Origin of the sequence: Streptomyces sp. Ncost-T10-10d (assembly GCF_900091955.1) — a bacterium.
GTDB lineage: Bacteria > Actinomycetota > Actinomycetes > Streptomycetales > Streptomycetaceae > Streptomyces.
Genome location: NZ_FMDF01000004.1, coordinates 1 through 22,633, shown reverse-complemented (window position 1 = coordinate 22,633; position 22,633 = coordinate 1). Strand labels below are relative to the sequence as shown.

The 22,633-nt window shown below is 69.8% G+C and carries 21 protein-coding genes and 4 pseudogenes; 12 read left to right on the top strand and 13 right to left on the bottom strand.

The window, feature by feature from the left end; translation table 11 throughout:
- Position 1 precedes the first annotated feature (1 nt).
- Positions 2-1,720, bottom strand: coding sequence for an IS1182 family transposase (locus GA0115254_RS00410; RefSeq protein WP_107451284.1), 1,719 nt, complete (start codon positions 1,718-1,720; stop codon positions 2-4).
- 95 nt (positions 1,721-1,815) lie between these two features.
- Between GA0115254_RS00410 and GA0115254_RS00405 the strand changes: the two are divergent.
- Together GA0115254_RS00405 and GA0115254_RS00400 are read left to right on the top strand one after the other, a co-directional pair.
- A pseudogene (locus GA0115254_RS00405) lies at positions 1,816-2,361 on the top strand (TIGR03842 family LLM class F420-dependent oxidoreductase); the annotation flags it as partial.
- 69 nt (positions 2,362-2,430) lie between these two features.
- Positions 2,431-2,783: pseudogene (locus tag GA0115254_RS00400) on the top strand (transposase family protein); the annotation flags it as partial.
- Between the two features lie 12 nt (positions 2,784-2,795).
- Here GA0115254_RS00400 and GA0115254_RS00395 read toward each other — a convergent pair.
- The 4 genes from GA0115254_RS00395 to GA0115254_RS00380 all read right to left on the bottom strand — a co-directional run bounded on the left by GA0115254_RS00395 (position 2,796) and on the right by GA0115254_RS00380 (position 6,415).
- Positions 2,796-4,067 (bottom strand): hypothetical protein, encoded by a 1,272-nt coding sequence (locus GA0115254_RS00395; RefSeq protein ID WP_093893237.1) that lies wholly within the window; start codon positions 4,065-4,067, stop codon positions 2,796-2,798.
- A gap of 136 nt (positions 4,068-4,203) precedes the next feature.
- The gene (locus GA0115254_RS00390; protein ID WP_176739910.1) at positions 4,204-5,022 is read right to left on the bottom strand and encodes an RNase A-like domain-containing protein; all 819 of its coding nucleotides are present in this window, start codon (positions 5,020-5,022) and stop codon (positions 4,204-4,206) included.
- A gap of 135 nt (positions 5,023-5,157) precedes the next feature.
- The gene (locus tag GA0115254_RS00385; RefSeq protein WP_093893236.1) at positions 5,158-5,790 is read right to left on the bottom strand and encodes a hypothetical protein; all 633 of its coding nucleotides are present in this window, start codon (positions 5,788-5,790) and stop codon (positions 5,158-5,160) included.
- Position 5,791: 1 nt separating this feature from the next.
- Positions 5,792-6,415 (bottom strand): hypothetical protein, encoded by a 624-nt coding sequence (locus tag GA0115254_RS00380; protein WP_256102320.1) that lies wholly within the window; start codon positions 6,413-6,415, stop codon positions 5,792-5,794.
- Positions 6,416-6,545: 130 nt separating this feature from the next.
- Between GA0115254_RS00380 and GA0115254_RS45395 the strand changes: the two genes are divergently transcribed.
- From GA0115254_RS45395 to GA0115254_RS00355, 6 genes and pseudogenes are all read left to right on the top strand, one after another.
- Complete coding sequence (locus tag GA0115254_RS45395) at positions 6,546-7,847, top strand: sensor histidine kinase (protein ID WP_141720729.1); 1,302 nt, start codon at positions 6,546-6,548, stop codon at positions 7,845-7,847.
- The gene (locus GA0115254_RS00370) at positions 7,780-8,424 is read left to right on the top strand and encodes a response regulator (protein ID WP_256102319.1); all 645 of its coding nucleotides are present in this window, start codon (positions 7,780-7,782) and stop codon (positions 8,422-8,424) included. Before GA0115254_RS45395 ends, GA0115254_RS00370 begins: the two co-directional genes overlap by 68 nt.
- A pseudogene (locus tag GA0115254_RS42805) lies at positions 8,397-8,525 on the top strand (IS5/IS1182 family transposase); the annotation flags it as partial. The gene GA0115254_RS00370 and the pseudogene GA0115254_RS42805, both read left to right, overlap by 28 nt.
- 27 nt (positions 8,526-8,552) lie before the next feature.
- A complete protein-coding gene (locus GA0115254_RS00365) occupies positions 8,553-9,221 on the top strand; it encodes a hypothetical protein (RefSeq protein WP_370740796.1) in 669 nt (222 codons plus the stop codon).
- Between the two features lie 22 nt (positions 9,222-9,243).
- Positions 9,244-9,684 (top strand): hypothetical protein, encoded by a 441-nt coding sequence (locus GA0115254_RS00360; protein WP_370740795.1) that lies wholly within the window; start codon positions 9,244-9,246, stop codon positions 9,682-9,684.
- Positions 9,685-9,835: 151 nt separating this feature from the next.
- A complete protein-coding gene (locus GA0115254_RS00355; protein WP_093893233.1) occupies positions 9,836-11,389 on the top strand; it encodes an alpha/beta hydrolase in 1,554 nt (517 codons plus the stop codon).
- 124 nt (positions 11,390-11,513) lie between these two features.
- On the opposite strand, the gene GA0115254_RS44070 is transcribed toward GA0115254_RS00355, so the two are convergent.
- The 3 genes from GA0115254_RS44070 to GA0115254_RS00345 all read right to left on the bottom strand — a co-directional run bounded on the left by GA0115254_RS44070 (position 11,514) and on the right by GA0115254_RS00345 (position 13,341).
- Positions 11,514-11,660, bottom strand: coding sequence for a hypothetical protein (locus tag GA0115254_RS44070; RefSeq protein ID WP_176739909.1), 147 nt, complete (start codon positions 11,658-11,660; stop codon positions 11,514-11,516).
- Between the two features lie 152 nt (positions 11,661-11,812).
- Positions 11,813-12,286: a GNAT family N-acetyltransferase gene (locus GA0115254_RS00350; RefSeq protein ID WP_093893245.1), complete on the bottom strand. Its 474-nt coding sequence runs from the start codon at positions 12,284-12,286 to the stop codon at positions 11,813-11,815.
- Between the two features lie 98 nt (positions 12,287-12,384).
- The gene (locus tag GA0115254_RS00345) at positions 12,385-13,341 is read right to left on the bottom strand and encodes a helix-turn-helix transcriptional regulator (RefSeq protein ID WP_093893232.1); all 957 of its coding nucleotides are present in this window, start codon (positions 13,339-13,341) and stop codon (positions 12,385-12,387) included.
- Positions 13,342-13,433: 92 nt separating this feature from the next.
- On the opposite strand from GA0115254_RS00345, the gene GA0115254_RS00340 reads away from it, so the two are divergent.
- Both GA0115254_RS00340 and GA0115254_RS00335 read left to right on the top strand, forming a co-directional pair.
- On the top strand, positions 13,434-14,423 hold the full coding sequence (locus tag GA0115254_RS00340) for an MDR family NADP-dependent oxidoreductase (protein WP_093893231.1): 990 nt from the start codon (positions 13,434-13,436) through the stop codon (positions 14,421-14,423).
- Positions 14,420-15,544 carry a winged helix DNA-binding domain-containing protein gene (locus tag GA0115254_RS00335; RefSeq protein ID WP_093893230.1) on the top strand — a complete coding sequence of 375 codons (1,125 nt, stop codon included), beginning with the start codon at positions 14,420-14,422 and terminating at the stop codon, positions 15,542-15,544. The genes GA0115254_RS00340 and GA0115254_RS00335 overlap by 4 nt, the downstream gene beginning before the upstream one ends.
- Before the next feature lie 690 nt (positions 15,545-16,234).
- On the opposite strand, the gene GA0115254_RS00325 is transcribed toward GA0115254_RS00335, so the two are convergent.
- Positions 16,235-16,525, bottom strand: coding sequence for a hypothetical protein (locus tag GA0115254_RS00325; protein ID WP_370740794.1), 291 nt, complete (start codon positions 16,523-16,525; stop codon positions 16,235-16,237).
- A 310-nt stretch (positions 16,526-16,835) separates the two neighbouring features.
- On the opposite strand from GA0115254_RS00325, the gene GA0115254_RS00320 reads away from it, so the two are divergent.
- Entirely contained in the window at positions 16,836-17,816 is a 981-nt protein-coding gene (locus tag GA0115254_RS00320; protein WP_093893244.1) for a phosphotransferase family protein, read from the top strand.
- 262 nt (positions 17,817-18,078) lie between these two features.
- Here GA0115254_RS00320 and GA0115254_RS00315 read toward each other — a convergent pair whose 3' ends face one another.
- From GA0115254_RS00315 to GA0115254_RS00305, 3 genes are all read right to left on the bottom strand, one after another.
- Positions 18,079-18,621: a recombinase family protein gene (locus tag GA0115254_RS00315; protein ID WP_256102318.1), complete on the bottom strand. Its 543-nt coding sequence runs from the start codon at positions 18,619-18,621 to the stop codon at positions 18,079-18,081.
- A 249-nt stretch (positions 18,622-18,870) separates the two neighbouring features.
- The gene (locus tag GA0115254_RS00310) at positions 18,871-19,698 is read right to left on the bottom strand and encodes an SDR family oxidoreductase (protein ID WP_093893229.1); all 828 of its coding nucleotides are present in this window, start codon (positions 19,696-19,698) and stop codon (positions 18,871-18,873) included.
- A gap of 648 nt (positions 19,699-20,346) precedes the next feature.
- On the bottom strand, positions 20,347-20,943 hold the full coding sequence (locus GA0115254_RS00305; protein ID WP_093893228.1) for a TetR/AcrR family transcriptional regulator: 597 nt from the start codon (positions 20,941-20,943) through the stop codon (positions 20,347-20,349).
- 108 nt (positions 20,944-21,051) lie between these two features.
- Here GA0115254_RS00305 and GA0115254_RS00300 point away from each other — a divergent pair, with 108 nt between their 5' ends.
- The gene (locus GA0115254_RS00300) at positions 21,052-21,975 is read left to right on the top strand and encodes a TIGR03620 family F420-dependent LLM class oxidoreductase (RefSeq protein WP_093893227.1); all 924 of its coding nucleotides are present in this window, start codon (positions 21,052-21,054) and stop codon (positions 21,973-21,975) included.
- Positions 21,976-22,078: 103 nt separating this feature from the next.
- On the opposite strand, the pseudogene GA0115254_RS00295 reads toward GA0115254_RS00300, so the two are convergent.
- Positions 22,079-22,633, bottom strand: a pseudogene (locus tag GA0115254_RS00295) (helicase); the annotation flags it as partial.

Genomic DNA, 22,633 nt, shown 5'->3' with positions numbered 1-22,633 from the left:
GTCAGGCGGAGAGTCGGTAGCTGAGTTGTTCGAGCCTGCTGTGGCGGGTGCGGTCAAGTGACCCGGTGGTCCAGTGGGCGTCGAGCCGGATCACGTTGAGCGCGGTGGCGGAGAAGGCGTGTTGGAGGCGGACTTTCGGTAGGCCGCGGTAGCGGGCCCGGCGGATGCCGGTGATGTCGAGGGCCTGGTTGATGGTGCCCTCGACGCCGGCCCGGAGGGCGTACTTGTTCTTCCAGGTGTCTGTCTTCTGCTCGGCGCGGGCTCTGGCGAGGTTGTCGTGGAGTTCCTCGGGCCTGAGGGTGAGCATGCGACGGCCAATCTTCGAGGTGGTGCACTGCTTCTGGAAGGGGCAGGACCGGCAGGTCACGACGCTGAAGGTGATCACGATGGCGTCTGTGCCGTGTTGCTGAACGGGGTTCCAGTGGGAGCTGGTCTTCCCGGCGGGGCAGCGGACCTGGCGGGTCTTCCAGTTGATGGTGAAGGCGTTCTTGTCGAAGCCTTCGGCCGCCTTGGCCTGCGCGGAGTGGTCCAGAAGGACCGGAGTGACCATGCGGATACCGTCCTGCATGGCCTTGGTGATCAGGTCGGCCGACGGGTAGCCGGAGTCGAGGTAGTGCTCGGCCGGCTTCACGCCGTGCTCCGCGAGGCTCTGCTGGATGGGAGCGGTCGCCTTCACGTCGGGCACGGTCGCGTCGGTGGTGTGCACGTCGGTGATCAGATTCGGCATCCTCCCGGACCCGGACCCGGCGTCGGCGTCGGCGTCGGCGTCGGGGAGTATGCCGCACGTTTCGGTGAGGTGGATCTTGTAGCCCATCCAGAACAGGTCATCGCCCTTGGCCGCCCAGCGTGCGTCCGCGTCGTAGGGGGAGGCCAGGCGGAGTTGACCGGGCGGGACGCCGTCGTTGGCGTCCCGCTTCCTGATCACCTGCCGTCCTCGGGCATCGGACCGGATGATGTAGGTCTGCACCAGGACCTGCCGCAGCAGATGCACCGCCTCGACCTCACGGATCCACACCGGGGCGTCCTCGGCCCAGGCCGCCCGGCACAGGGCGAGGGCGTCCTGGCCGAAGACCTGGGCGAGGCGGTCGCGTTTGGCCTGTGAGGACGGCATCCGCCAGCCGTTGGTTCTCGGTCCGTACCGCTCGGCGAACTCCGTCACGTCGATCTGTCCGGCCAGCCAGACCGGCGCCGCGACCGCCAGAGCCTCCAGCGCCGCCCGCACGCTCTCCCCGGCCAGCTCCAGCCGGTTCAAGTCCCGCACCGCACTGATCACATGGGTGGAATCGGTGCGCTGCTTGCCCCCGGCCACCACCAGACCGGCGTCCTTGCAGTGCTCAAGGAGCCGGTCGAAGACCACCCGCTCCATGCCGTTGTCCGCGAGCCGGGCCCGGAACCTGGACAACACGCTGGCATCGAAGCCGGTGTCCGTCAGCTCCGCCCCGAGCGCGTACTTCCAGTCGATGGCCCGCACCGCCATCGCCGCAGCCTGTCGATCAGTGAGGTCCTCGGCGAACTGCAACACCGTGACCAGCGACAACACCCCCGGCGACGGGCCCGGAGCCCCACGCACCCCGAATGCCCCCGCGAACGGCTCGGCGACGAAGACTTCCGCGAGGCGGTCCCGCACCCGTATCGCCAGACTTCCCTTCGGGAACGCCGCCCGCGCCACCGCCACGGTCTGTTCCGGGATCTCCGGCAGCCCCACCGGCCGCATCGACATCCGTACCGCCTCCACGGCCGCACGACAGAGAAGCGACCTCAGGAACGATCATGCCGGACCCGACCTCACCCCGCAGCGAATTGCGCAGCAGAGTCGCATACGGACCCAAAGCGCTGGCCCTGGCCGGACAGAAGGCCGACGGGTTCATCCTCCAGCTTGCCGACCTCTACCTCACCGAGTGGATGGTCAAGTCGGTCCGCGAGGCCGCCGCCGCTGCCGGCCGGGACCCGGATGCCATCACCATCTGCGTGGCGGCCCTCGCATACGTCGGCGAGGACTTGGAGCACGCCCGCGACCAGTGCCGCTGGTTCGGCGGTATGGTCGGCAACCACGTCGCCGACCTGGTCTCCCGCTACGGCGAGCACTCCTCGATGGTCCCCGAGGAACTCACCGAGTACGTCAAGTCCCGCCAGGGCTACGACTACAGCCACCACGGCCGCGCCGGGAACCCGTCCGCCGACTTCGTCCCCGACGAGATCGTCGACCGCTTCTGCCTCCTCGGCCCCGCCGAGGCCCACATCGAGAAACTCCAGCACCTGAGGGACCTCGGCGTCGACCAGTTCGCCGTCTACAACATGCACGACGCCCGGGAGGCGACCATCGACGCGTACGGCTCCCACGTCATCCCATCGTTCAGCTGACTCTCGCCGGGAGCCCGGGGCCGACTAAACTGTCCCGTAACTGCTGGTCACGGGTGAGATGATCTCGTCGTGTCTGGTGTGATCACGGCGTCGGAGCCGTCCTGGATAGCCCCGTTTTCCGGGCTGAGTCCGCGTCAGTTCGGCAAGTTGGTCAACGCGTTGCGGCGCGAGGGTTGGCGGACCCGGTCCGCAAGGGCCGGTCCTGGAGCCTGCCGCTTGAGGACCGCGTCCTGCTGGTCGCCGCCTACTGGCGAACCAACCTGACGCTGCGACAGTTGGCGCCGCTGCTCGGCATCTCGAAGTCGGCCGCCGACCGCATCATCGACCACCTCGGCCCGTCGCTCGCGCTCCAGCCCCGCCAGCGGTTCCGCAAGGACACCGTGCTGATCGTGGACGGCACCCTGGTTCCCACGCGTGACCACCAGGAGCGCGGGTCAGCGGTGCTGGAGCAGTTCGACGGCCTCGGCCACGTGCTCCGCGCCGTAGCGGAAGTGACGGCACAGCGCCAAGTGGCGCGCGTACCCTTCCTCGGTGAGGGGGGCGGCCCGTACGGCGAGCAGGCGCAGGAGCAACCGGTAGCCGAGGTCGGGGTCCACCCGGGTGACGACGTCCTCCACCGCCGCCGTTGGTGCCTCACCGAGCACGGCGGTCGACTCCCGTACCTCTCGCAGCACCGTGTCCTGGTGGGCCGGGTCGACTGGTGGCGTGGTGTGCCGATGGCCGGGAGCGACCTCGGCAAGGTGTGCGCGGCACGCTTCGGCGACCGTCCTGAGCCAGTCCCGGGGACTGAGGCCGAGGCGTCCGGGATCATGGGCCCCGCCGGTGGCCTCGTGCCACAGCGTGGCGATGGTGTCGTCGGGCAGCGGCGACTGCAGGAGGCGGAGGGAGTCCACGAGCAGGAGCGCCGCTGCGGACCCGGGGGTCTGGGCCGCGTCGTCGGCCGCGACTGCTGCACGCAGCCGGTCGCGAGCGGTGGGCTCCGTCCACTCCCAGGAGAACCACGCGGCGAGCGCGGACAGGCCGAAGTCGCCCTCCCCGTCACGCCGGGCCGGGTCGATGGGTGGCCATGCCACGCTCAGGCCGTCGTGGACGAGGGGCCCGGGGTATCCGAGTTGTCTGCCGAGGGCCGTCAGGCGGTCGTACCGCTCTTTCGTCACGAGGACGTGACGGGTCTTGAGAGCGCGCAGCAGAAGACGCAGGCCGAGCCCCTCGTCGGTGTGGTCGACGATCGTGGTCAGGGCCGCTGCCAGGGCGGCGCCGGGTTCGTCGGTGTCGCTCGCCGGCTCCGCCGCCGCGTGCCCCAGGTCCGCCGCCGCTGCCCTCACCTCCGCGACTACGTCGGCCCGTGAATTCGTCTCCCGTTCGGGTCCCGAGGCTCCGGTCCCAGGCGGTATGGGGTAGCGCGCGGCGAGCCGGCTCAGCCGATCGCGGGTGTCCGCCCCGGTGGCGGTCGAGCGGCGGTCGTCGCCGGTTACAGCTGTCCAGACCGTGTCCAGGATCTCGTCGGACAGACCGGTTTCCAGCAGATGGTTGAGGTCCAGGCCGAGTTCCACCGCGCCCTCGCCGGCGGCCGCCACCTCCGCTGCCAGCCGGAGCACACCGTCCTGGTCGAGTGGTTCGGGGGAGGCCGCGATCCCGCCCGCGAGCGCGCTCAGGCCGAAGTCGCCCTCGAACAGCTCGCCGTACTCCTCGCGCTGCCGTGCCATGGTCGGTGTCGGCTCCTTGATCTACCGGGTGAGGTCACAGAGGTGGGCCCGTCCGTCGTGAGGACGGACGGGCCCACCACGGGTGTGACAGGGGGTACCCCTTCACGGATGTGCCGTCAGAAAGACAGCGAGGCCACTACTTGGGCATGGGGTACGCAGTATAGATAATGTACCCCTCGTGCCCCTTCTTGCCGGGCAGCCTCTTCAGGATCACGCGGACCCCGTTGCCCGCTGCCTCCGAGCCCCCGGACGCCTTGAACACCGTTCCGAGAGAACCGTACAGATCCCAGGAACCGGTGATCGGGAACTCCGCCTTGTTGCGCCACTGTCCCCGCTTGTTGAGGAAGTTGTCCAACGCGTCGAAGCTGGCGGTCCGCTTCTTGCCGCGGGGGAAGAAGTAGTCCGCGAGTACTCGTTCGACGGCCTGCTGCGCGATGTCCTGGCTGGTCCACACCGTGCTGATCGGGGCCAGGCCCTTCCGCTCGTTCTCCTTGGCGAAGTCGATGGCCTGTTGCGGCGTCGGGTTGACGTGACGGCTCAGGGTGTGGGCGCCGCTGCTGGGAAAGGCCAACTCGTCGCTGAGGTTCGCGCAGTTGTGCACGAGCAGGTCACTCGCCCGCGGCCCCTCGGCGCGTACGTAGAACGTGTGCAGGCCGTCGACCGTGATGTCGTACCGGACCGGGCGTCCGTAGCGGCGCCCCCATTCCTCGTCGACCAGGCCGTCCAGCAGGTGCCCGGCGGTGCCGGCGACTTCTTCCAGCGCGGCTCGTACCGCCTCGGTGATCAGTTCCAGGCGGGTCAGGTCACGCACAGCGGCCAGGACGTGGGTGGAGTCGGTGCGTTGCGTGGTGCGCTCCCGCACCAGCCCGGCCTCCTTGAGCCGGGTCAGCGCGAGGTCGAGGAGACGGTCGGCGCGGTCGCCCTCGGTGAGGCGGTCTCGGAAGTCGGCCAGCACGCTGTGGTGGAAGCCGGGCGACGCGCTGCGACAAGCGCGCCTACGTCTTCCACGGCACGGTCACAGCCGCCGCCGTCCGACTCTGGCTCCACGAATGACGATTCACTGGACGCGGCACCAGCATCAGGCGCCGTCTCATCGGGACGTCACGCCGACCACCGCTACGGCGGGCCGGGGCGCGTGCCTCGCGCGGCGCCGCCAGTAGGCGACGGTCAGCCAGCCGAGCAGCGGGCCCCACAGCACGAGCGGCGCGTAGGCGGCGGCCAGCAGCGCCGAGTGCCAGTCGTGCAGAGTCATCGGGTTGTCGGGCGGTAGCGGCCTCCACTCGGCGGTCCGGCCGAACGCCGCGGTGACGGCGGCCCAGCTCCACATCGCGGTCAGGATCGTGGCGCCGAGCCCGGCGGGAATCACGGCCGCGAGCACCGGGACCGGCCTGCCCCGCAGGCGCGGGATCCAGTGCGGCCACACCTCGCCCCAGCCCGCGATCAGGCCGAAGGCCAGCAGCGCCAGCAATTCGGACAGGACCGAGATCAGGAGGACGTAGACCTCCATCGGTAGCCAGGCCGGAACCTGTCCGTGCCCCGGGTGCAGACCGCCGTCGAGCGGCAGGTGGAAGGTGATCCCGGCGATCCGCCAGATGCTCGCGGGCAGCACGGTGAACGGGATGACGGCGGCCGCGAGGCGGGCACCGCGCGGGACTCCCGCCATGGGGGTGTGGACGGCGGCCCAGGCGGCGCGGAGCCGCCCGCTCGGTGCCGGCTCGCTCATCTCAGCGTCCTTCCGTGGTGGCGCGGCGGCGGTAGTAGGCGTGGGTGACGGCGCCGACCAGCACCGGCCAGGCGATCAGCGGCAGGTAGCAGGCCGCGAACAGCGCCTGTGACCACCCGCTGACCTCCAGGTGCGAGGTGGCCGTCCCCTTGCCGCCGATCGACGGCGTGAAGTGGATGTGGAAGAGGATGGGGTTCAGGAAGAAGTACGCGGCGAGCAGCACCAGCAGGGTCGCGCCGACGGTCGCCGGGATCACCGCCGCCTTGATCGCGACGCGGCGTCCGCCCAGAAGGGGTATCCAGCGCGGGAATACCTCGCCCCAGGGCTTGACCAGACCGAGGGTCAGCAGCGCGAGCCCCTCGGAGACCGCAGACAGGAGCAGGACGTAGAGGTAGTCGCTGAGTTGGGAGTGGTAGCCCGGGTTCGCGGAGTGGTCCACCCCGGCCACTCCGGCGGTCAGGAGCAGCCGCCAGATGCTGGAGGGCAGCACCACCAGCGGGACCGCGTGCGCGGCGAGCTGGGCCCACCGGGGGGTGCCGGGGACGTACTTCGGCTTCGCGGAGCCTCGCTTCGTGCGCTCGGACGTGGGGGTGGCGGTGGGTCGGGCCGACTGGGTCGCTGTCATGTCTCAAGCCTGGTCAGGCCACCACCCCTGCGGACATATGCCGTTGGGCACCGAGATCGCGGGCGGGCGGGTCGCGGATATGCCGAAAGGCACAGGCGCGCCCGGTGCCCGCACGCGTACTGTCGGGGTTGTGTTGATCACCCTGGTCCCGGCCTTCCTGTCCAGCGCGGCGGCGCTGCTCGTCTTCGCGGGCCGGTCGAGGTCGCGTCCGCTGATCGCCCGGGCGACAGGAGCCGCCGCCGCGGTGTCGCTCGTCGTGACGGTCGCTCATCCGTCCGGAGCGGCCGGCCCCGGGCCGGGCACGGTGGGCACGCTGGAAGCCGTCGCCCTGCTCGCCGTGCTGGTGCCGACCGCGCGCCACGCCCCGCCGCCGCAGGCGATCGCGGCCGGTACGCTGGCCCACCTCGCGGTGACCCTGTGGGTGCTGCGCGCCTGGAGCACCGACTCGGTCCGCGGCATCGTCGGCGCCTGCGTCTTCTGGTCGCTGATGGCGACCGGCGCGGCGGCGGGCGGGGTGTACCTGCGGGTATTGGACGCCCGGCGGGTCAGCTCGGTGGCTGAGGCCCGGCGACGGCAGCGCCTGGACCTGGCCCGGGACGTGCACGACTTCGTCGCCCACGATGTCAGCGAGATGGTCGCGCAGGCGCAGACCGGGCGGTTCCTCGGGTCGGACGATCCGGGTGTCGCACTCGACGCGCTGCGGCGGGTCGAAGAGGCCGGGCTCCGGGCTCTGGCCGCGATGGACCGCACCGTGCACATGCTCCACGACCAGCAGGACGGCGATTCCCGGCAGTCGGTCAAGGGCCTGGACGAGGTGCCCGAACTGGTCCGGCGCTTCCGTGAGTCGAGCGCGGGTCGGACCGAACTCTCCCTCGCCCCGGGCCTGCTCGACCGCGTCGCCCGCGAGGTCTCCGGCACGGCGTACCGGATCGTGGTGGAGGCGCTGACCAACGTGCGTCGCCACGCGCCCGACGCGGACGTGACCGTGACGCTGGACCGGTCGGCGTCCGCACTCACCGTCGACGTCAGCAACGGCGCCCCGGCCGGACGGCGGCAGCAGCGCGGCGACCGGGCCGGTGGGCTGGGGCTGCCCGGCCTGGCCGAGCGGGTGGCCTCGCTCGGCGGATCGCTGACCGCCGGGCCCTGCCCTGGCGGCGGCTGGCAGCTGGCGGCCGAGCTACCGCTCGCAGGCGACCGAGGCACCCGCCGGCCTCCCTCCCCACTCCCTTCCGTCCCGGAAAGGCCCAGTCCCGATGAGCAACGCCCCGACGACCACGGCGCCGACCAGCACTGGACCGACCAGCACCGGCCCGATCCGCGTCCTGCTCGCCGACGACCAGGAGAGCATCCGCAGTGCCTTCCGGATGGTCCTCGACGCCCAGCCGGATATCCAGGTCGTCGGCGAGGCCGCGGACGGCGGCGCCGCGGTTGAGCTGGCCCGGCAGTTGCGGCCGGACGTGGTCCTCGCCGACATCCGCATGCCGCGCGTCGACGGGCTCGAACTCACCCGCCTGCTGGCAGGCCCCGACGTGGCCGTCCCGCTCCGGGTGGTCGTGGTGACCACGTTCGACCTGGACGAGTACGTGCACGCCGCGCTCCGAAACGGCGCCGCCGGCTTCCTTCTCAAACGATCGGGTCCGACCCTGCTGATCGAGGCGGTCCGCGCGGCGGCGGTCGGGGACACCCTGATCAGTCCGCAGGTCACGGTCCGGCTGCTGCGCGAACTCACCGCCGGTCCGACCGCGACGGCCCCGGACGAAGGAGCGGAGCCGCTGACCGACCGTGAGCGGGAGATCGTGACGCTGCTGGCCGGTGGCAGCACCAACGCCGAGATCGCGGCGCAGCTCTTCATCGCCACCGGGACGGTGAAGAACCACGTCGCGAGCGTCCAGCGCAAGCTGCGGGTGCGCAACCGGGTCGGCATCGCCGCCTGGGCCTGGGAGCACGGGGTCTGCCGACCCTGCCCCGGTCTCACCTGTGAAGGTACTCGAACGAAGTCGAGCGACTGATCAACAGACTGAAGGGCTTCCGAGCCGTGGCGACGCGCTACGACAAGTCCGTCTACGTCTTCCACGGCACGGTCACAGCCGCCGCCGTCCGACTCTCGCTCCACCTAGGGCCTGTCCGGCGGATCTTCGTGGCGTCCCCGGTCGCATATGCTGAGGCCGTCGCTTCTGATACCCGGCGCCCCGTCAAGGAAGACCAGTTGACTCCGCATTCCCTTGCGTTCTACATGGACGTGGTCGCCTCCGGAACGGTGCTCGGTGCCAATCCGACGGACAGTCCCGACCGGGTGACCGCGATGCTGGGTTCCGATTTCGCCGAGAACTCCCTTGACGACCACAGCATGTGGCGCGACTACGGAATGGTTGAGTTCTTCTGGATTCGGGAAACACCGGACCATCCTTGGGAGGGGCACCACTTCACCTTGCAGGTGCATCGGCTGTCGTACGGGGGCGGCAGCATCGTCAGCAGGGCAATTCGCGACCGGTACGGGCGCTTCGACCGCCACCTCCGGTTCGACAAACTGGAGCGGCTGCTGGGGAAGCAGGGTGTACCCCTGGAAGACGCCCCGGACGTGAATGCTCCGACCTTCACACGGCACTGGCAGCCTGCTTCACAGGTGTCCGTCATGGTGTTCCGGGCTCACGAAGAATGGCGACAGCGTCGGCGCGGCGACGACCGTATCGGAGATGTGTACACCATCCAGTCATCGGTGAGTGCCGAAGGGGTGGCGCGGGATAGGGAGCGCTTCGGCCGTCAGGACAGCCGGGAGCTGTCCGGCAGGTCCTCATCGGAGCCATAGCCGCATTGCGGCGAGGGTGACGGTGCCGTGGAAGACACAGGCCGTGCTGCGCCCGCTGCCCCGTAAGCGGTCCGCGCCCCCGTACGAGCGGGTCCGCCTCGCTGCCGGCGCCCTGGCCGCCCGGGTCAACGCAGCGCGACGTGCGGAGCGCCTGGGCTCCCGGCCGTACGCCGTCGCCGTGCCTGCCGCATCGAGGTCGCACCCGCGGCCGTTCCACACCGGCCGGAGGGCCGGCCGCCTTCTGGAGCAGGAGTCCGGCGTCGACGTCGACACGGTGGAGCAGTCCCGCCGGACCTTCGAAGCAGCCGCCCGGCTGGCCGCCAGGCTCCAGGACGGCATGCGGGAGCGCGCCGTCGCCCGCGGCCCCCGGCCACAGCCCGCCCCGGTGACGGCCTCGCCGCCGCACACCCAGCAGCCCGGCGTCCAGCACACGCCGGGCCGGACCGCAGGAGGAGTCGCGTGAGCACGGGGCGGTCTAAATTTCTGGGCACTCTCGCGAGCCGAGCTGTCGGAGGCGGCTTGTACCCTGCACTCATTCGACGATCGGACGATCACGGGTACGGGCATGCGGGCACGGGGCCTGGGCGTCCAGGGGCGGGAGCGCGGGGATTTCGATGAGTGGCGCACATCCGATACGAAGCCGCGAACCGGGCCTCTCGGTCGGCGCGCGCATCATCGCCGTGGTCGTCCTCGTCGTGATCGGGGCCGTCAGCGCCTGGCTCCAGCACGACGCTCCCGGCCGGAGTGCGGAGCCGCGTACGGAGTTCACCGCGAACAACCCGCCCGCCGGTCTGCCCACCGCGCTCACCACCGGCCAGCACCTCCACTGGTCCCGCTGCACCTCGCCGCCCGCCGCGCGCACGGGCTACGACTGCGCCGCCATGAAGGCCCCCCTCGACTACGGGAAACCAGACGGCAGGACGATCGACGTCGCCTTGATCCGCCTCAAGGCCACCGGCCCGAACGCCCGGCGCATCGGCTCGCTCGTCCTCAACTTCGGCGGCCCCGGCGTGTCCGGCGTGAGCGGACTGCCCGAACGCCTCAACCAGTACAAGCCGCTCCTCGACCGCTACGACCTGGTCTCCTTCGACCCGCGCGGCGTCGGCGCGACCATCCCCGTGCGCTGTGGGAAGACCGCGGACGACACTGGCTACGACGGGGCCGACGCCTGCGCCGAGCACTCCGGGGCGCTCCTCCCGTACATCGGCACCTCGCACACCGCGCGCGACCTCGACCTGATGCGCTACCTCCTCGGCGACGAGCGGCTGCACTACTTCGGCGTCTCGTACGGAACGGCGCTCGGCGCGGTCTACGCCCACCTGTACCCGTCGCACGTCGGACGGCTCGTCCTCGAAGCGTCCGTCGATCCGACCGAGGACCTCGACGAGGAGCAGGTATCGCAGGTCAAGGCGGTCCAGGCGGCGTTCGACCGGTTCGCCGCGCACTGCGCGGCCCGTATCCGCCACTGCCCGACCGGCGACGGGCCCGAGGAGGCCGCGCGACGCATGGCGCGCATGGCCGACCGCCTGGAGAAGAAGCCCGCCCCGGCCGGCGCCGGAAGGAACCTCGACGCCGACGACCTCGCGTACGCCGTCAGCGACCACCTCGACCTCGGCACAGACGGCTGGTCGCCGCTCGCCAAGGCCCTCACCGCGCTGATCGACCACAACGACGGCCGTCCGCTGAGCAAGGGCGCGGACGACATCGGCTCCGCTGACCACGCGGCGACCCCGCGCGACAGCAGCCGCGCCGCCCAGACCGCGATCACCTGCGCGGACTCCAGCCTGCGCCCCGGCTTCGAACGCCTCGACAGGGACGCGGCCCGCATCAAAGCCGCCTCACCCGTCTTCGGCGCGGCCTGGTCCACCGGCGTCTACCTCTGTTACGACTGGCCGTTCGACGGCGAGCGCGCCACGCCCCAGGTGAACGCCGACGGCGCGGCCCCCGTCCTAGTGGTCGGCGGCACCGGCGACCCGACTACCCCATACCCCGGCGCCCGCCACATGGCCCGCGCCCTGGGCGACGGTGTCGGCGTGCTCCTGACGGCCGAGGAGGAGGGCCACGGCACGTACCCCCAGAACCGCTGTGTCACGGAGACGGTCGACCAATACCTCCGCACGGGCCGCACCCCGGCCCCGGGGACGGTGTGCCGGGGCAGCATGTCCTGAGGCCCGTACGGATCCGCCGGGCGGCCGTCAGCACACCGGTTCGCTCGCAGAGGCCCCGGGCGTGCACCACCACACGGCCGTGTTCTCGTATAGCTGCCGCCATCCACCATGTAGCGCTGAGTAGTTACGCGTGGCTGCGGTCGCGCTGCTGGAGGTTGGCGAAGTCGGCGTGCGCTTGCTTGACGGCTTCGGGGTACGCCTCTTGCTTCACGTGCTCGGCGAGCGCGCGGTAGATGCTTGCGACGCTGGGGGCCTGTCTGGCTTCGTTCACTTTCAGCAGCAGCGTTTGTCCGGCACTGTCCTTCGACAGCGAAGTCAGTCGGGTGCAGCCCGCTGATCTGGGCCGACCAGGTTGGATGTCAACGAGTGTGCTCGTGCCGACGCCGTTCGGGATGGTGCGTGTGACTTACGGGGCGGGGAAAATTATCTGTCCAACCGCAGCACCACCTCGTCGATCTCCGCTCCCCGCGCGTTCGCGAAGCCCCGGTCCTGGCCGACGACCTTGAAGCCGCACTTCTCCAGGACCCGCATTGATCCGGTGTTGTCCGCCGCCGCCCGGGCGAGTAGCGGGCGTTCGGGGACCTCGGTGAGCAGCTCCCGGAGCGCCGCGGTCGCGATGCCCCGCTCCCAGGAGTAGCGATCGATGAAATACGTGACCTCCCGCTCGCCCGGCTCGCCGTACACGGCCGCGTGCCCGACTACATCGCCGTCCGCGAGCACGGTGCGGGTGACGACGTCGGGCGAGGCGAGGATGCGCTTCCAATGGGCGTCGAAGTGGGCCCGGTCGGTCGGGTCCTCGGCGGTGAAGGCGGCCATCCGATTCGACTCGGGGTCGCTCATGTGCCGGAAGAACACGGGCAGATCGCTGGGGTGCACGGGACGCAGGGAGACATGCATGGAAGCCATGGGCCAGACCCTAACGACCTCGGGGGAAGTACGGGAATGGGTCGGCCGTGACATGGGGCGCGACCGTCGCGGTGCCGCGGCGAGGAAGGTCATGTGGGTGCGCGGGTGGCCCGGATGAAGCGGGCGCCCCACTCCTGGATGTGCGCGGCGAACTCCGGCGGCCCCAGGACCTCGAACTCGGCGCCCACGTTGCCCAGTGCCTGGGTCGGCCAGTCGAGGGAGGTCGAGGTCATGGTGAGCAGGCAATTGTCCTGGTCGAGCGGTTCGACCGTGCCCCAGCGGCCGACCACCTGCCGCACGCGCGCGCAGGGGGCGTGCACAAGGACCTCGACCGTGTACGGAGACGGGGCCCCGCTCGCTGCCTGGACGAAGGTCACGGCGTCCTCGGCCGGGAGCCGGCGCGGCCGGAAGCGCGTGCCGGTCGCCGTCGGATCGGTCAGCCGGTCAAGGCGGAAACTGCGCCAGTCGTGCCGGTCCAGGTCGTAGGCGACCAGGTACCAGCGTCCGCCGAGTGCGACGACGCGGTGCGGCTCGACCTCGCGCTCGGTGGGCGCGGAGCCCCTTGCCGTATAGCCGAACCGCAGCCGCTCCTCGTCCCGGCATGCCTGGGCGACCGCGGTGAGCACCCCCGCCGCGACGACCGGCCCGGACACGCCGGCGGAGACGGTCACCGCCCGCAGGGCGTCCACCCTGGCCCGCAGCCGGGGCGGCAGAACCCGCACCACCTTGGTGAGTGCGCGCAGCGACGCTTCCTCCATCCCCGCGACCCCGCTCTGCGCCGCGTCACCGGCACCGACTGCAAGGGCCACCGCCTCTTCGTCGTCCAGCAGCAGCGGCGGCAGGACGGCGCCGGGCGCGAGCTGGTAGCCGCCGTCGGTGCCCCGGGCCGCGCCGACCGGGTAGCCGAGCTCGCGCAGCCGCTCGACATCACGGCGCAGTGTCCGCTCGGAGACCCCGAGCCGGTCGGCCAGTTCCAGGCCGGACCAGTGCCGGTGGGTCTGCAGCAGCGAGAGCAGTCTGAGGGTTCGTGAGCTGGTGTTCGCCATGCCGACATCCTGCCCCGAGTTCCGGTCAGGAATTGACCGGAAGTCTCCCTAGAGTCGATCTCGACAGCCGCACCCGAGGCAAGGACAGAAAAATGATCACCCGTGAGATCCAGCTGGCCGCCCAGATCACCGGCACCCCCACGCTCGGCCATTTCACCGTCGCCAAGACTGAGGTGGACGGCCAGGTCCTGGTACGCACCGACCGGATCGGCCTCGCCGCAACCTACTTGGAGCTGATGCGGGCCGACTGCACCCTTCCGGTCCCGTCCTGGCAGCCGGGGCAGCGGGTGGGGGTGGCCGCCATCGGCACCGTGGTCCGGTCCGACAGCCCCGAACTCGAAGTCGGCGACCTGGTCCAGTCGATGACCGGCTGGAGCGAGTACTCGGCCGGCCCGGCCGGCTCGTACGTCAAGCTCAACCGTGAGCTCTTCGCCGACCCTGGCTACTACCTCGGCCAGGGACCGACCGCCTATTACGGGATGGCCGAGGTGGCGGACGTCGGCGAGGGCGACGTGGTCTTCGTCTCCGGCGCGGCGGGCGGGGTCGGCTCGCTGGCCGGGCAGATCGCCAGGTGCCTCGGCGCGGCGCGGGTGATCGGCAGCGCGGGCAGCCCGGCGAAGGTCGACTACTTGGTGAACGAGCTCGGCTTCGACGCCGCGTTCGACTACCACGACGGCTCCACGGCCGACCGGCTGGGGGAACTCGCCCCCGAAGGCATCTCGGTCTTCTTCGACATCGTGGGCGGCGAGCAATACCGGGGCGCGCTCCAGGCGGCCCGGCCCGGGGCGCGCTTCGCCCTCTGCGGCTCACTGTCCAGCCAGCTCGGCGACGCGGCGGAGCGCTTTCCGCAGCCCGACCGCGCGGCGGCCCAGGCCAGGGACGTCGAGCTGCTGCCCTTCTCCTGCTACCACACACCCGATCAGGTCGCCGCGTGGCGTGAGCGCTTCAGCAGCTGGCTGGACGAGGGCCGCTTCGTCTATCCGCAGACAGTGGTCGAGGGCGGGATCGAGGACGTACCGCAGGCGTTCCTCTCCCTGCTTCAGGGCTGCTACCAGGGCAATGTCTCGGTGCGCCTGTCGTGACCACGCTCTCCCTCCGCACCCTGAACCGGGCATTGATGGACCGGCAGTTCCTGCTGGAGCGAACCGACCGCACCCCGTTGGAGGTGATCGGCAGGCTGGTCGCACTGCAGGCTCAGGAGCCCAACTGGGCGTACATCGGGCTGTGGAGCAGGATCCACGCTTTCACACAGGCCCAGCTCACCGCACTGCTGGAGGGCCGGCAGGTGGTCCGCTCCGGCCTGCTCCGCAGTACCCAGCACTTCGCCGCGGCCGACGACTTCCGTCGGCTGCGGCCACTGCTGCAGCCCGTGCTCGACCGCACGGCCAACTCGCCCCACTTCACCCGGAACAGCACGGACTTGGACGCGGCGTCCCTGGTGGCCGAGGGGCTCGACCTGCTCGCGGGAGGGACACTGTCGCGCAAGGAGTTGGCCCGGCGGCTGGCCGAACGCCATCCGGGCCGCGACGGCCGGGTTCTGGCCGGGCAGGTGGAACTGCGCACCCCCCTCGTCCATGGCGCGGCCACCGGCACATGGGGTTCCTGGGGCAACCGGTCGGCGATCTCGGTCACGCCCGTCGAGGTCTGGCTGGGACGCCCGATGGCAACGGCAGCGACGCCGGCTGCCGCCAGGGATTCAGCCAAGGAGCTGATCCGCCGATATCTGGCCGCCTTCGGCCCGGCCGGTGTGAAGGACGTCCAGACCTGGTGCGGACTGACTCGCCTGGGCGAGGTCGTCGCGGAGATGCGCGCCGAACTACGCCACTACTCCGGCCCCGACGGCCGGGATCTGATCGATCTGGCCGACGCCGAGCTGCCTGACCCCGAGACGCCTGCTCCGGTACGGCTGCTGCCCGCCTTCGACAACGCCCTGCTCGGCCACGCCGACCGGACCCGGGTCATCAGCGACGAGGACCGGAAGCGGGTGATGCCCGGCCAGGCACGGGTACGGCCCACCTTCCTGGTGGACGGCCGGGTGCACGGCACGTGGTCCCTTGGCGCCGGGACGCTGCGGCTCACCCCGTTCCGACCACTCCACGCCACCGACCGGGCCGCCCTGGAACACGAAGCCGACCGGCTGCTGCCATTCGCGGGAGGCCGGGCGTTGTCCTACAACGACCCTGTCGCGGCTCGGCCGTCCTGAGGTTTCACCGCGGTGAAGATGCCCCACGGCTTGGTGACTCCATGGGTGTGCTCAATCGAGAATCGGCATCAGCGGTGGGCCGTCCGCCTCCGCCGCCACAGTGATCTTTCGCAGGAGCGCCACGAGTTGCTTTCCTTCCGCCCGGGACAGCGGTGCCAGGAGTGCGCGCTCGGTCGGGCGCTGGGAGAACCGCGCTTCGCCATAGCGGAGCGTCCCATCGACGTCCAGAGGCGCAGTGGGAATGCTGCGGGACCGGTCATGGCCGCACGCCGTCGGCTGCCCTCGTCGTCGGCCGCAGCACCGCCGCAGAGATCGGGTTCAACGCCACCACCGGCCGGTTCGGTGACCTGGTGGAGATGGGGATCGTCGACCCGGCCCTGGTGGTACGCACCGCACTCAAGACCGCCGCCAGCTGCACCCGGGAGATCCTGACCCTCCCCGCGGACAGCGCCTGACCACTGCGACAGCACAAGCGCCCGGTCCAGAGGACGCCGGGCCGCGATCCGTCAGGGAAGCGGCCCGGCACGACCCGCCGCCGGTTGCCCGGTTCCGCGCGGTCACACAACGCCACGTGACCACACCGGGCATGCTGCCCCGCTGCGAGAGCCCCACGGTGTCGGTCAACGGCACCGTGCCGTCAGGATGAGTCAGGACCAGGACGAGCGTCATCTCTAGGCCGGGCCGCAGCGCTCAGGCGGCCCGCACGGGCGTGGCGGGGCGGGTATCGAAGTCCATCAGCACCAGCCGGTCCCGCTCCAGCCACGACTCGAAACCGACGTGCCGCCCGGTCGTCGCCGCCCAGTACCAGCCCGGGAAGTGGCGCTCACCACGCGACCAGCGAAAAGGCCGCACCGCAGGCACGTCCTCGAACCGCGCCGTCACGCAGTCCAGCAGCGGACGCCGCCGACACTCGCGTACAGCATCCACGTACGACAGCTCGACGTACGGCTCCTCAAGATCCACCCCGACCGGTACGGCCACCCAGCACCCCCAGCGCGTCACCTCGTACGACTAGGTTCGCTGGCAAGGAAGCGGAAACGACTGGGTTCGCTGTCAAACGCCTCGATTGGATGACAGCGGACAGGCACTTTGGGCAGCATCTGGAGGTCGACGGGCACGCGAATGTTCACGAGAAATGACGTCAGTGCATGGGATGGCATGCCACCTGGTGCCTGTTCTTGAATCATGCATGACACCTTCGGAGCAATTCGTTCGGCGATGAACGATGACTCGCGTAGGGTGCCCCAGTTATCAAGGCGGAAGGCGGGTTGTGGGCGTGGCACCGAAGAAAGTGACGTGGGATCAGTTGGCGGGTGCGGCGCGGGCCGCGCTGGGCGGCGGGCGACGACTGGAGGCAATCGAGCGACTGGCGGGCGGCACCACGAAGGGCGTCTATCGGCTGACGATGGACGACGCCATGACGGCGATCGCCTATCTGTGGGAGGACTCCGAGAACTACTGGCCGGCCACCGAGCACGATGGCGACCTCGCCGACCCGTTCTCGCCCGGCATCGGGCTCGACCTGTTCGAGGCCGCGCACGCGCGGCTGGGGGCGCTGGGCCTTCGGGTCCTTGAGATCCACCTGGCCGATCGTGACCGCACCCACTACCCGGCCGACCTCGCGATCGTCGAGGACGTGCCCGGCGAGAAGCTGATGGACCTGCGCAACCGCGACCCGCGCGCCGCGGAGCCGACGATGATGCGCCTTACTGAGAGCCTGGCGATGATGCGCGGCCACCGGGCGCCGTCCTTCGGCAAGGTGGCCCTGATCGACGCGGGAGGCACGTCACGTTCGGCCTCGTGCGAGCAGGCAGCGCTCGCCTTCGCGCTGCGCTGCCTCGCCGAGGCGACCGCGCGCGACCCCAGGATCGCCGACGCCCGCGATCAGCTTGAGGAGCGGCTGCGTCAGCTGACCGCGGCGGTGCGGCCGCGCGCCGAGTACTCCGTCGTCCACGGCGAGCTGGGCCTGGACCACGTCATGGTCGACCGAGACGGCCATCCCGTCGTCATCGACATCGAGAACCTGCTGTACTTCGACGTCGAGTGGGAGCACGCGTTCCTACGCCTCCGCCATACCAACAGCCAGTATCAGCAGCTGACGGTGAACGGCCTCGACGAGGACCGCCTCGCGCTCTACAAACTCACCCAGCATCTGTCGCTGACAGCCGGCCCGCTGCGCCTGCTCGACGGGGACTTCCCCGACCGGGAGTTCATGCGAGGGGTCGCCGAGCATCACCTGAACGAGGCGCTGGCGCTGGTCCCGGCGAGTTGAAGACGCGACCTGCGTGTTTGTGCCAGGGCTGGGTGATCTCCGAGATCGTCGGCCACAAGAAGCCAGACGGGACCCTCCGGAATGACGTCAGCACATGGGACGGCCCGCCGTGAGGGCGGCGGGCCGTCGAGACTGAGTCTGCGTCGGCAACTCGCTCACGCGCTCGGCGACCAGCGAGCATCCGCCCGCACAGGTCCCGAACCGAGTGCACCGCGTCGCTCTTCAGTAACGATCGGCCCGTGTTGATCGGACATCGCAGGTGTCACGCGGCCAGGTCGAAGACAGTGTCCTTGACCTGGCCGCCCAGGTCACAGCCCTGCTCGATCGGCGAGCTTGAGATAACCGCCATCGCCGCTAAGAACGCGAACAGCAGTCGGCCCGGCCCGCTGGGGTCATACATCCCGGGCAGCGGTCCGGCGAGCATCTCCAGCACCAGGCCGTGGGCGGTGAGGTGGTCAGCGAGCGCGGTGAGTTCGGCGGCGTCGCGGCCGAGGCGCTTCATCTCGTACACGGTGAAGATGACCCGGCAGTGCGGGGCGTGAGCCTTGATCTGGCGGGCGAGCGCCAGCGCGGCCTCGAACTGGGGCCGCACCCGCACCCGGGTGCTGATCTTCTCGGAGAGCACCTTGTCGCGCGGGATGCCGTGCTTGGCGGGGGCGTCGAGCTGGGACTGGAGTTCCTGGGTGAGCGTCGAACAGCGGGCGTATCCGATGCGGATGTCGGCGGTCGGGGTGTCCGGCGTGAGGGCGAGCGGGACCTCACGGTCTTCCGATGGGCCACCCGCTACAACACCAGAAGGAGGCACTCCAGCATCGGCCAGATCAGCCCGACGCTTTCGAACAACGATCAGTTACGCTGACCACCGCCGCATGACAACCGGTGTCCACGATCCCGGGTCAAGCCCCGCAAGACCTCACCCCCGCAGCGTAAACACCCGCTGTCCAGATCCAGGGTGGAACTTCAATGTGTGTCAGAACCGCAGTTGGTTCTGGCGCAACTCTTGTGGCCGGAATGGGCGGTGTCTCGTGCAGGCCAGCTCTCCGGAGGCCGTGGGTCACGCTGTTGCGGTGAGGAACTGGCGGGCGCCGCGGAGTGTGGTGCTCAGCTTCCGCTGGGTCGCGCGGCTGTCGAGGCGGACGTCGATGGCGCCGGGAAGTGTGCTGTCGGCGCGCAGGCCCGTGGGCAGCCGGGAGGCCTCGATGCCGTCACGTCTAGCGATGAGGGCGCCGAGTTCGTAACGGCTCACGGCGTCTGCTCCTGCAAGATGGTGGATGCCGCAGGCGTCGTGCGATGCCAGTTCCAAGATGGCTGCGGCCAGGTCTGTTACATGCACCGGGCAGCGGATGTCGTCGGTGAACAGGACGCCGTCGCGAGTGCTGGCAGCGAGTTCGTGCACGGTGCGTTCATGAACCGACCGCCCGTTGCCGATGATCAGCGAGGTACGTGCGACGACGGCCTGCGGATGAACGAGCAGGACCCCGGTCTCTGCCGCGGCCTTCGCCGCTCCGTACGGGGTGACGGGATCGGGGAGGCAGGACTCGTCGTAGTGGACACGCGAACCGGAGAACACCGCGTCGCTGGAGACGTGGACGAGGTGGCTGCCGTATTTCGCTGCCGCCATCGCCAGGCGGACGGGACCTTGGGCCGTGACAGCCCAGTCCGCATGGCCGCTGGATACGTTGACGATGAGATGGGCGCTGGCCTCGGCTATGACCGCCTCCGCACGCTCAGGATCCCGCAGGTCGAGGCGATGCCACGAGACTTGGGCGGTACTGCCGGGCTTGGTCGTGTAGGTCGCGACCGTTGGTTGCCCAGCCTCTGCCGCCTGCCGGATCAGCTCGGCGCCCAGGAAGCCACTACCACCAATGATCAAAATCGTCACGACATGACACCGTAGACCCGCCCGGTTGGCATCGACGCAGCACCACAGAAGTTGAACCAGAGCCCGAAGTGGTGAACATCTGCTGTCCGTTCTGGGGTTCTGGCACACATTCCGTTTGCGCCGTGAGGCGCTGTTGGTTCGAGTGGAGGTGGAAGACCTGCACCAACCCGCTGTCGCAGCAGTCGGGTTGAAGCTGAGATGTCTGATCCGGGGTGATGCCGGGGAGGGCGAGAGCGGCCCTGACAAAGCCGGGACGTGTCCAGTACTGCCAGATGGGGCGGGTCCGGCAAGCGTGATGGAGAGGAGTACGCGAGGAACCGGCGTTTTACGTCTCTTAAAGTGCCTCCGGCTCGAACCTGGTGGATCAGGGCCGGTAGCGGTGCGTACGCAGATCATCCTTTTGGGTGGTCTGCCAACTCCTGGGCCGGTCTACGAAAGCTGGCCGGGAGGCCACGAGGAAAGCCTGCCGCGTACTCGTGGCGATGCCGCAGGGACACAGTCGGGCTCCTCCTTCATCGAGCGAACCACAGTGAACACGGGAACCGTCCCGAACCTCGCCCCGTCACCTGCCTCCAGCAGGCGGCTCCAGCCTGCGGTGCCGACGCGAGCGGGGAGCGCCTGCCAGGGGTGCAGAGGCCATCGCTGCGATCACTCGCTCTGAAGCGGTGTCCCGTACGTGGCATCAAGCACCAGAGTGAGCAGCCGGTCGGGCTGTTCCGCGTCGTGGCTGCGAGCTGTGGACAGCGCAATCCCGACGACGAGTTGGACCAGGTCGTCGGCGGTCAGGTCGGCGCGCGCCGTTCCCCGCCGCTGGGCCTGGGCAAGAAGATCGGCTGCCGCGTCCAGGATCAGCCGATGACAGTCGAGCCCCAGCGTGACGGGCTCTTCTTCAACCATCAACGCGCCCCCCAGCCCCTGGTTGACCCTGGCATGGACGAGGAACGCGCGCAGCCATTGCGCCAGCGCGTCATCGGCGGATTCCGAGGAGGACAGTGCCCCGGCCAGCTCGCACAGCGTCTCGATCCGGTCCCTGAGAACCGCGGTCAGCAGGGCGGAGCGGTTCGGGAAGTGACGGTACAAGGTCCCCGGGCCGACGCCGGCTCGGCGGGCGACCTCGTTGAGGGATGCCTCCGGCCCGGCTTCAGCGAATACTTCCTGCGCTGTGGCGATGAGACGTTCCCGGTTGAGTCGCGCATCGGTACGCCGAGGCCGTCGCGTGGGGACGTGCCCGTGTGTGCTCGTCATCGTCCCGTCTTTCGGTCGAGTTCGGAGTAGTTAAGCGGAGCGCCTCTCCGTATAGTAGCGCCCATCAAACGGAGAACCTCTCCGGAATGCGGGGCATGAGGAGTGCGGATGACGGACAGCGGGCGGATTGAACTGGGACGAGTCGGGATCTGGACCTTCGCCTACGAGGGGCAGCCTGCCGGGCGGGTACGGGAATCGGCCGCGGAGATCGAGGAGCTGGGTTACGGGGCCATCTGGTTCGGGGAGGCGTTCGGCCGCGACACGGTGGGCCAAGCATGGCTGTTGCTGTCGGCGACACGGCGCATCGTCGTCGCCTCCGGCATCGCCAACATCGCGTTCCGGGACCCGATCGCCACCGCTACCGCGACACGTGCGCTGGGCGAGGCGTTCCCCGGACGCTACGTACTCGGCCTGGGCGGACATCGCGTCGACGACACCGTCCATGAACTGGACGGCTATCCCGTACCGGCCCGCGGTAGAGCGGTGACCACCATGCGCGCCTACCTGCGGGCCATGGACGCAGTACCCGCCCACGGCCCCATTGCGGACCCCGCTCCGCGCCGCGTACTGGCTGCCCTCGGCCCGAAGATGCTTCAGCTGGCCGCCGAACACACCTGGGGCGCGCACCCCTACTTCGTGTCCACCAAGCACACTGAACAGGCCCGCCAGATCATGGGACCGAACGCCTTCCTTGCTGTGGAGCAGGCAGTGGTGCTCGACACTGACCTGAGCCGCGCCCGCCAAGTGGCCACGGCACACGTCGCCGGCTACCTCTCGGCACCGCATCAGGAAGCGAACGTTCGACGACTCGGCTTCAACGACGAGGACATCGTCGGAGGACCGAGCCGTCGACTCGTGGATGCGATCGTTGCCCATGGGGAAGTGGAAGTAATCCGCCGACGCGTTCAGGAGCACCTCGACGCAGGAGCCGACCACGTGTGCCTGCAAGTACTCACCACCGACACCACCTCTCTGCCCGAGCACGAGTGGCGCGAACTTGCCGCTGCTCTCCTGCCCCACCCCACAGCATGAGATCCACGGAGTGATCATCAAGATCACCCGGCCGGCGATCAACGTCGCAGTCGTAATCGACTTCGATAGTGACGACCTCTCGCTGGTCGAGGTCTGTCCGGCGTTACGCACTGAGCCTGGCCGCCCTTTTGCGGATGTCGAGCCATGCGCCGAGTTTGATCACCACGGGCTCTCCAGCGCCTGCCTGACGGCTTGCCGGCCCCGCAGTATCCTCCGCCGTTCCGTCCAGGTGTTCGACGTGCTTCCGGGGTACTCGAAGATATCCCTCACGTGCGTGGAACTGCCGTGCCGCGGCGAGGTTGAGGGCCCACATGTCGTCCTGCGTCCGCCGCACCGGCCGCTCTGCTTCCTCGGCGGGTTCGATTCCGAGGACGTTCTCCAGGAGCCATTGCTGTGCGGGCAGCAACTGTTCCCATCCGTGCCGCTGCGTCGTAACCCATCGCCCGAGGTCTTCTCCTTGCACGATCGCTTTCCCGGCCGCCACCGGTACGGTCCCGCCGTCCTGGAGCAGGTTCTGGGCGAGGCGGAAGCACCTCTGCCATCCCGTATCCCAGACCGGGCACCATCCCGGATCGATCTCTTCCAGTGCTGCCCGCCGTGCCTCGGCCAACGCGCCCACACTGGAAGGGACGGGGAGCGGCTCCGCGCTGCGCGTCTG

Coding starts and splice junctions, on each gene's coding strand:
- GA0115254_RS00350 (WP_093893245.1), bottom strand. CDS start 12,286: ATGCATGTCTCCCTGCGTCCCGTGCACCCCAGCGATCTGCCCGTGTTC.
- GA0115254_RS00395 (WP_093893237.1), bottom strand. CDS start 4,067: ATGGCACGGCAGCGCGAGGAGTACGGCGAGCTGTTCGAGGGCGACTTC.
- GA0115254_RS00345 (WP_093893232.1), bottom strand. CDS start 13,341: ATGGCGAACACCAGCTCACGAACCCTCAGACTGCTCTCGCTGCTGCAG.
- GA0115254_RS00305 (WP_093893228.1), bottom strand. CDS start 20,943: ATGACGAGCACACACGGGCACGTCCCCACGCGACGGCCTCGGCGTACC.
- GA0115254_RS00355 (WP_093893233.1), top strand. CDS start 9,836: ATGAGTGGCGCACATCCGATACGAAGCCGCGAACCGGGCCTCTCGGTC.
- GA0115254_RS00410 (WP_107451284.1), bottom strand. CDS start 1,720: ATGTCGATGCGGCCGGTGGGGCTGCCGGAGATCCCGGAACAGACCGTG.
- GA0115254_RS00385 (WP_093893236.1), bottom strand. CDS start 5,790: ATGAGCGAGCCGGCACCGAGCGGGCGGCTCCGCGCCGCCTGGGCCGCC.
- GA0115254_RS00300 (WP_093893227.1), top strand. CDS start 21,052: ATGACGGACAGCGGGCGGATTGAACTGGGACGAGTCGGGATCTGGACC.
- GA0115254_RS00340 (WP_093893231.1), top strand. CDS start 13,434: ATGATCACCCGTGAGATCCAGCTGGCCGCCCAGATCACCGGCACCCCC.
- GA0115254_RS00380 (WP_256102320.1), bottom strand. CDS start 6,415: ATGACAGCGACCCAGTCGGCCCGACCCACCGCCACCCCCACGTCCGAG.
- GA0115254_RS00370 (WP_256102319.1), top strand. CDS start 7,780: ATGGTCCTCGACGCCCAGCCGGATATCCAGGTCGTCGGCGAGGCCGCG.